The 7767-nt window shown below is 71.2% G+C and carries 10 protein-coding genes; 7 read left to right on the forward strand and 3 right to left on the reverse strand.

Annotated elements, in window-relative coordinates; all coding sequences use genetic code 11:
* Positions 1 to 199: 199 nt before the first annotated feature.
* Positions 200 to 1006 carry an Rv1486c family protein gene (locus tag HG542_RS26820; RefSeq protein WP_171085806.1) on the reverse strand — a complete coding sequence of 269 codons (807 nt, stop codon included), beginning with the start codon at positions 1004 to 1006 and terminating at the stop codon, positions 200 to 202.
* 91 nt (positions 1007 to 1097) lie between these two features.
* On the opposite strand from HG542_RS26820, the gene HG542_RS26825 reads away from it, so the two are divergent.
* The 4 genes from HG542_RS26825 (at position 1098) to HG542_RS26840 (ending at position 4300) form a co-directional block, all read left to right on the forward strand.
* The gene (locus HG542_RS26825) at positions 1098 to 1907 is read left to right on the forward strand and encodes an ABC transporter ATP-binding protein (RefSeq protein ID WP_171085808.1); all 810 of its coding nucleotides are present in this window, start codon (positions 1098 to 1100) and stop codon (positions 1905 to 1907) included.
* 67 nt (positions 1908 to 1974) lie between these two features.
* A complete protein-coding gene (locus tag HG542_RS26830; RefSeq protein WP_227726850.1) occupies positions 1975 to 2397 on the forward strand; it encodes an NfeD family protein in 423 nt (140 codons plus the stop codon).
* A gap of 100 nt (positions 2398 to 2497) precedes the next feature.
* Positions 2498 to 3430 (forward strand): SPFH domain-containing protein, encoded by a 933-nt coding sequence (locus HG542_RS26835; protein WP_171085811.1) that lies wholly within the window; start codon positions 2498 to 2500, stop codon positions 3428 to 3430.
* Positions 3431 to 3532: 102 nt separating this feature from the next.
* Positions 3533 to 4300: a sulfite exporter TauE/SafE family protein gene (locus HG542_RS26840; RefSeq protein ID WP_229922683.1), complete on the forward strand. Its 768-nt coding sequence runs from the start codon at positions 3533 to 3535 to the stop codon at positions 4298 to 4300.
* 18 nt (positions 4301 to 4318) lie between these two features.
* On the opposite strand, the gene HG542_RS26845 is transcribed toward HG542_RS26840, so the two are convergent.
* Complete coding sequence (locus tag HG542_RS26845) at positions 4319 to 4810, reverse strand: HNH endonuclease (RefSeq protein WP_171085815.1); 492 nt, start codon at positions 4808 to 4810, stop codon at positions 4319 to 4321.
* A gap of 409 nt (positions 4811 to 5219) precedes the next feature.
* The gene (locus HG542_RS26850; protein ID WP_171085817.1) at positions 5220 to 5768 is read right to left on the reverse strand and encodes a YbhB/YbcL family Raf kinase inhibitor-like protein; all 549 of its coding nucleotides are present in this window, start codon (positions 5766 to 5768) and stop codon (positions 5220 to 5222) included.
* 111 nt (positions 5769 to 5879) lie between these two features.
* On the opposite strand from HG542_RS26850, the gene HG542_RS26855 reads away from it, so the two are divergent.
* The 3 genes from HG542_RS26855 (at position 5880) to HG542_RS26865 (ending at position 7469) form a co-directional block, all read left to right on the forward strand.
* Positions 5880 to 6317, forward strand: coding sequence for a guanyl-specific ribonuclease (locus HG542_RS26855; protein ID WP_171085819.1), 438 nt, complete (start codon positions 5880 to 5882; stop codon positions 6315 to 6317).
* On the forward strand, positions 6314 to 6745 hold the full coding sequence (locus tag HG542_RS26860) for a barstar family protein (RefSeq protein WP_171085821.1): 432 nt from the start codon (positions 6314 to 6316) through the stop codon (positions 6743 to 6745). The genes HG542_RS26855 and HG542_RS26860 overlap by 4 nt, the downstream gene beginning before the upstream one ends.
* A 73-nt stretch (positions 6746 to 6818) precedes the next feature.
* Positions 6819 to 7469: a DNA-3-methyladenine glycosylase gene (locus HG542_RS26865; RefSeq protein WP_171085823.1), complete on the forward strand. Its 651-nt coding sequence runs from the start codon at positions 6819 to 6821 to the stop codon at positions 7467 to 7469.
* Positions 7470 to 7767 lie beyond the last annotated feature (298 nt).

Consider the following 7767-nt stretch of genomic DNA (forward strand, 5'->3'; position numbering starts at 1 on the left):
GCCTCGGTGGAGGAGGAGCACCACGAGGTGCGTCACATCCACGTCCACCACCACGAGGGCCACCACCACGAGGGTCACGAGGGTCACCACGACGAGGGTCACCACGACGAGGACTGACCCCCTCCACGGCATTCCGCCGGCACAGGGCGAGGCCCCGCGGACACGCGTTCCGCGGGGCCTTCCCGCTGCCGGGGGCGGGTCAGTGCCTCCCGCGCTCCCGCTCCTCCACGGGCGCGTTGTACGCGGCCACCTGCGCCCGCCGCGCCGTGCGCTCCACCGGCCGCAGCGCCGCGGCCCGCGCCGCGATCTCCGAGGCGCTCACCGCGCCGCCGTGCTCCCGGCCCTCGCGGTCGCCGGGCTCGTACGCGATGGACACCAGCGCGCCCACCCGCTGCGCCAGCTCCAGCACCCGTACCGCACGCGGCGGATAGCCCGGGGCGAGCACCTCGCGGCCCGCCTCCGCACGCGCCCGGTAGGCCTCCAGGGCGGCCTGGGCCACCGGTCCCGAGCCCGCGACGTCGAGCCGGGTGAGCACCTCCGTCGCCTCGCGCAGCGCCTCGGCCAGCTCGCGCTCGGCCTCCCCGAGCGAGGGCACGTCCGCGGGCGGCGCCTCCCGTACGGGCAGGCAGTGCCAGACGACCTCCACGTGCACATCACCCGCCGGACCCGCCTCGGCGACCTCCGGCACGAGCCCGAGCGCCACGCCCGAGACGACGACCGCCTCCTCGGCCTCCATCGCGCGCGCATTGAACTCCGGCGGCCCGCTGAGCCCCAGCGGGTGTCCCGGTACCGGCAGCGCCAGCCGCAGCCCGGTGGCGCCGAGCGCCCGCAGCCGTCCGAGTGCGAGGGTCAGGCCGACCGGGCCGGATTCCCCGGGCAGTCCGGCGACACGGTGGACGGCGTCGTCCGCGGTGATGTGGTGCGCCGCGTCATCCGGCGCGACAAACCCGGCAAGAAGGGCATTTCCCCATGCGGCGAGCCGCCCTGAGCGATGTTCGACGAGCATGGCCCCAGCCTAAGGACTGGCACCCTCGACCGGTGGCGTAGGTTTTCCCTGGAGACTGCGTCCGCAGGCGCAGGCGGCGACCGAGACTGCAATGGGAGACAACGCGCTCATGAGCGAAGTGCTGGAACTGGTGGACGTATCCGTGGTCCGCGAGGGCCGGGCTCTGGTGGACCAGGTCTCCTGGTCGGTCAAGGAGGGCGAGCGCTGGGTCATCCTCGGCCCCAACGGAGCCGGCAAGACCACCCTCCTCAATGTCGCCTCCAGCTACCTCTTCCCGACCAAGGGCACCGCGACGATCCTCGGCGAGAAGCTCGGCGCCGTCGACGTCTTCGAGCTGCGCCCGCGCATCGGCGTGGCCGGAATCGCCCTCGCCGACAAGCTGCCGCGCAGCCAGACCGTGCTGCAGACCGTCCTCACCGCCGCCTACGGCATGACCGCCACCTGGCAGGAGGACTACGAGGAGGTCGACGAGCGGCGCGCCCGCGCCTTCCTCGACGTGCTCGGCATGACGGACCACCTGGACCGGAAGTTCGGCACCCTCTCCGAGGGCGAGCGCAAGCGCACCCTGATCGCCCGCGCGATGATGACCGACCCCGAGCTGCTGATGCTCGACGAGCCCGCCGCGGGCCTCGACCTCGGCGGCCGCGAGGACCTGGTCCGCCGCCTCGGCCGGCTCGCCCGCGACCCCCTCGCGCCCTCGATGCTCATGGTCACCCACCACGTCGAGGAGATCGCCCCCGGCTTCACCCATGTCCTGATGATCCGTCAGGGCAAGGTGCTCGCCGCCGGCCCCATCGAGCTCGAGCTCACCTCGCGCAACCTCTCGCACTGCTTCGGCCTCCCCCTGGTCGTCGAGCGCAACGGCGACCGCTGGACCGCCCGGGGCCTGCCGCTCTCCTGACCCCGGTCCGCCGGGTCACCGGCCCGCGCTCTGTCCCGGGCGCGGGCCGCACGCCTACCATGACCACGTGGACACATGGGTGTGGTGGCTCGTGGCCGCCGTCGGACTGGGCATTCCGCTGATCGTGACCGCGCTGCCCGAGTTCGGCATGCTGGCCGCCGGGGCCGTCGCCGCCGCCGTCACCTCCAAGCTGGGCGGCGGCACCGTGATCCAGTTCGTGGTCTTCGCCGTCGTCTCCGTCGCCCTCATCGCCGTCGTCCGCCCCATCGCCAACCGGCACCGCGACCGGCGGCCCGAGCTGGCGACCGGCGTCGAGGCCCTGAAAGGCCGTCAGGCGACCGTGCTGGAAAGGGTCGACGGCTCCGGAGGGCGCATCAAGCTCGCGGGCGAGATCTGGTCGGCCCGCTCCTTCGACACCGACCGGAGCTACGACGTGGGCCAGCAGGTGGACGTCATCGAGATCGACGGCGCGACAGCCGTGGTGATGTGACCGGGATGTGGGCCCAACGCCTGCACACGGGCACGCGATCTGAAAGACTCCACATCACGATCAAAGACCGCGATCAACGACCAAGGCGTGGGGAGCCTCGATGGAACCGATCATCATCGTCCTGATCATCCTGGTGGTGCTCGTCTTCATCGCCCTCATGAAGACGGTCCAGGTCATCCCGCAGGCCAGCGCCGCCATCGTCGAGCGCTTCGGCCGCTACACGCGCACCCTCAACGCCGGCCTGAACATCGTCGTCCCCTTCATCGACTCCATCCGCAACCGGATCGACCTCCGCGAGCAGGTCGTCCCGTTCCCGCCGCAGCCGGTCATCACCCAGGACAACCTGGTCGTCAACATCGACACCGTCATCTACTACCAGGTCACCGACGCCCGGGCCGCCACCTACGAGGTCTCCAGCTTCATCCAGGCCATCGAGCAGCTCACCGTCACCACCCTGCGCAACATCATCGGCGGCATGGACCTGGAGCGCACCCTCACCTCCCGCGAGGAGATCAACGCGGCTCTGCGCGGCGTCCTCGACGAGGCCACCGGCAAGTGGGGCATCCGCGTCAACCGCGTCGAGCTCAAGGCCATCGAACCGCCCACATCCATCCAGGACTCGATGGAGAAGCAGATGCGCGCCGACCGGGACAAGCGCGCCGCCATCCTCACCGCCGAGGGCATCCGCCAGTCCCAGATCCTCACCGCGGAGGGCGAGAAGCAGTCCGCCATCCTGCGCGCCGAGGGCGAGGCCCGCGCCGCCGCACTCCGCGCCGAGGGCGAGGCCCAGGCCATCCGCACCGTCTTCGAGTCCATCCACGCGGGTGACCCCGACGAGAAGCTGCTCTCCTACCAGTACCTCCAGATGCTGCCGAAGATCGCCGAAGGCGACGCCAACAAGCTCTGGATCGTGCCCAGCGAGATCGGCGACGCCCTCAAGGGCCTCAGCGGAGCCGTCGGCAACCTCGGCCCCATGGGCGGCCCGAAGATGACCAAGGAGACCCCGCGCCGCGAAGAGCCGCCGATCGACTGAACAGCGCAGCGCTTCCCCCTCCTTCCCCCGTGATCCATGATCAGTGCGGCCCCCCGACCTCTCATGGCGGGGAGGCGGCACACTGATCAGAAGGAGATGGCCTTGTCCATCTGGGAAGCACTCGCGGTCTTCGCCGCCGGCATCGGCGCGGGCACCATCAACGTCATCGTCGGCTCGGGCACCCTCCTCACCTTCCCGGTGCTCCTCGCCACCGGGCTGCCGCCGGTGACCGCCAACGTCTCCAACACCCTCGGCCTCGTCACCGGCAACATCAGCGGCGTCGTCGGCTACCGCCGCGAACTGCGCGGCCAGGGCCGCCGCATCGCCCTCTTCGGCGGCACCGCCCTCGTCGGCGGCCTCGCCGGAGCCGTCCTGCTGCTCGCCCTGCCGTCCAAGGCCTTCGACACCATCGTGCCGGCCCTCATCGGCCTCGCCCTCGTGCTCGTCGTCCTGCAGCCCCGCCTCGCTCGCGCCCTCGCCCGCCGCCACGAGCGCAACGGCACCGAGGCACCCGCCCACGGCGGACCCGTCCTGCTGATAGGCCTCCTGCTGGCCAGCGCCTACGGCGGCTACTTCGGCGCCGCCCAGGGCGTCATGTACCTCTCGCTCATGGGCCTGCTGCTCAGCGACCAACTGCAGCGCATCAACGCGCTCAAGAACGTCCTCGCCCTCGTCGTCAACGGCGTGGCCGCGCTGTTCTTCCTCTTCGTAGCCTCCTTCGACTGGAGGGCCGTCCTGCTCATCGCCGCCGGCTCCACACTCGGCGGCCAGCTCGGCGCCAGAATCGGCCGCCGCCTCCCGCCCACCGCACTGCGCGGAGTCATCGTCGCGGTGGGCGTGGTGGCGATCGTCCAGATGCTGCTGAGGTAAGCGCAGCGCCCCGAGGCACTAGGCCACCGCGGTCAACCAATCCCGTTCGTCCAGGCCGAGCGCGAGCAGCAGCGAATCGGCGGGCGTCGGCTCGAACGGACGGCTGAGCAGCCGCATCCCCGCCTGCTCCGGAGTGCGGTCCGCCTTGCGGTGGTTGTCCGCCGCACAGGCGGCGACCGTATTCAGCCAGGTGTCCTGGCCCCCGTGCGCCCGCGGCACCACATGGTCGACCGTGGTCGCACGCTGCCCGCAGTACGCGCACCGGTGCCGGTCACGCACCAGCACCCCGCGCCGCGACCACGGCGCCCGTTGTCGGAACGGCACCCGCACGTACCGGCAGAGCCTGATCACTTGGGGCACCGGCATCTCCACCGCCGAAGCCCGCACCCGCAGCCCGGGATGTGCCCGCTCCACAACGGCCTTGTCCTGCAGGACGAGCACCACCGCACGTCGCAGCGACACCGTCGCCAACGGCTCGAAACCCGCATTGAGCACCAGCGTCTCCCGCATCCCGTCCACCTCCCGGACCGCTCTTCGCCCCCGCGGCAAAGATGGCTCAACTCTGCCGGGGCAGTGGGACGGGAACAACGCAATTTCGTTACGGGAAAGGGAAGTTGATCGTCAGCTGGCCATGGCGTGAAGACGCGGCGGCGCATGGGGAAACGGGGGAACGCTCCGGGCCCTTCCCCCGTGCGAAACGCGGGCCCGGAGCGCACAGCAGCAGACGCGGCCACCCGGCCACGGAGGACCGGCCTCCGGCAGACGGCCGGCGCACGGTATACGCGCGCCCTGCCGCCCCCGCACTGCGGTGTCCACTGCCCGACGGCCCTGAAAGAAGCCGTCAGCCATGCACCACTGTGCGATCCGGGGCCAGCGGGGCGCAACGGATTTTCCGGTCGCCGCAGCCTGCGAAGACCCGTCAGCCGGCCGCGGGGTTCTCGTACTCGCCGATCAGCTGCGCCCGGGCCAGCGCATGGAACCGCAGGTTGAAGCCCACGACCGCGGGCGAGGCGGTCTCGTCCGGTCCCAGCTTCTCCTTGTCGACCGCGTACACCGTGAAGACGTAGCGGTGCGAACCGTCCCCGGGCGGCGGCGCGGCACCGCCGAAGTCCCGCGTCCCGTAGTCGTTCCGCACGTGCACCGCGCCCGCCGGCAGACCCTTCATCTCCCCGCTCCCGGCGCCCGCCGGCAGCTCGGTCACGTCCGCCGGGATGTCGAAGAGCACCCAGTGCCAGAAACCGCTCCCGGTCGGCGCGTCCGGGTCGAAGCACGTCACCGCAAAGCTCTTCGTGCCCTCCGGGAAGCCCTCCCAGCGCAGGTGCGGCGAGATGTTGCCCCCGCTGAAGACCTGATCGCTCCTGAGCACCGCCCCCGGGCTCACGTCATCGCTGACCACCGTGAACGACGGCACCGCCGGATGGAAATCGTGGGGCAGCGGCCGCCGCTTCTGCTCGGATACGCCTGACACGCAGGACACCTCCTGTACGCGCGGGAAAGATGAAAGCGCCAGCCTAACGAGGGCATGTCAGCAACGGCTGCGACCATACGAGGTGTGCATCGAAGTGTGTATAGAAGTGTCATGCGCGCACTGACCGCGCTCCTCGCCGGAGCCGTGCTGCTGCTCCTGCCCGCCTGCTCCTCCCACAGCGGACACAAGACCGACAAGTCCCCGTCCACGTCCCACTCCCACTCGACGGCCCCTCAGCAGCCGTCCGGCGGTACGCCGTCGTGGGCCAAGGGCATGAAGACCGTCACCGAGGACAAGCTGCCTCCCGAGGCACGCCGTACCCTCGAACTCATCAGGAAGGGCGGACCCTTCCCGTACGACCGGGACGGCATCGTCTTCGGCAACTACGAGAACCGGCTGCCCAAGCAGACCCGCGGCTACTACCACGAGTACACGGTCCCCACCCCGGGCGCCGGCAACCGCGGTGCCCGCCGCATCATCACGGGCAGTCACGACGAGCGCTACTACACCGACGACCACTACAAGACCTTCGAGGCGGTGGTGCAATGACCGGCCCCCTGCCCGCTCCAGGGCTCCCCGCACTCCTCAACGGCCCCACCAGGCCGGGCGTCTACCGGCTCCCGCCCGCCGATTCCCCCGCCCACATCGCCGCGGCCGCCGCCGAGGCCGACTGGCGGGTGGCCCGTCTGCGCCTCGAAGGAGTCCAGGACAAGACGTCCTTCCTCGAACGGTGCGCGGCCGAGCTCGACCTCCCCGAGTGGTTCGGCCGCAACTGGGACGCCCTCGCCGACTGCCTGATGGACCTGTCCTGGTGGCGCGAGACCGGCAAGTTCCGCGGCTACCTGCTGATCGCCGAGGACTGGGACGCCTTCGCCGCGGCCGCCCCCGGCGCCGCGCGCACGGCGGAATCGGTCCTGGCCGACGCGGTGGACTTCTGGGCGGACCGGGAGGCGCCCCTGACCGTCCTCCTGTCGTGACGGCCCCGGGGGAGGACCGGGCGGGGGCTGGTGTGCCCCGCCCGGCCACCGGGGTCCACTACGCTCGAGCGGCATGACGTCCGCGCCTGACCGCACCCCGCTGGACCGGGGCTTCTTCGACCGCCCCGTCCTGGAGGTCGCCCCGGAACTCCTCGGCCGCACCCTGGTCCGTACGACCCCCGAGGGGCCGATCGAACTCCGGATCACTGAGGTCGAGGCCTACGCGGGGGAGGCCGATCCGGGGTCGCACGCCTACCGCGGTCGTACCGAGCGGAACGCGTCGATGTTCGGACCCCCGGGCCATGCGTATGTCTACTTCATCTACGGCATGTGGTTCAGCCTCAACCTCGTCTGCGGCCCCGAGGGCACCGCGAGCGGCGTCCTGCTGCGCGCGGGCGAGGTGATCCGGGGCGCCGACCTCGCCCGCAGGCGCCGCCCCAAGGCCCGGGCCGACCGCGAACTCGCCCAGGGCCCGGCCCGCCTCGCCACGGCACTCGACGTCGACCGCTCCCTCAACGGCACCGACGTCTGCGCGGGCCCGGAAGCCCCGCTCGGCATCCTCGCCGGCCACCCCGTCGCCCGTTCCCGTATCCGCAACGGCCCCCGCACCGGGGTCGGCGGCGAGGGCGCGACACACCCCTGGCGCTTCTGGGCCGACGGCGACCGGACGGTCAGCCCCTACCGGGCCCATGTGCCGCGCAACCGGGGCAGCAGCCGCGCTTGAGCGGTGCTTGACTCCGCGGCGGCGAGGGCCTAATGTAGCCCGAGCCGCTTGAGGCGGGCTGCGCCGTCGTGCGCGTCCGATGAGCGGCACAATCACTACTCACGAGGAGCTCCCCGGATCGGGGTCCTGTTTCGCTGTGCCGAAATATGGATCGGATCGGCTCGATTATGAGCGGGACGGGAAATCCGCTAAAGTAGTGAACACCCCGCCGACAGGGGATTCGGAAACGAAAACGGGCCGGAAACGGCACGGAAAAGGATCTGATAGAGTCGGAAACACCGAAGGGAAGCGCCCGGAG

Source organism: Streptomyces morookaense (genome assembly GCF_013030945.1).
Classification (GTDB): domain Bacteria; phylum Actinomycetota; class Actinomycetes; order Streptomycetales; family Streptomycetaceae; genus Streptomyces; species Streptomyces morookaensis.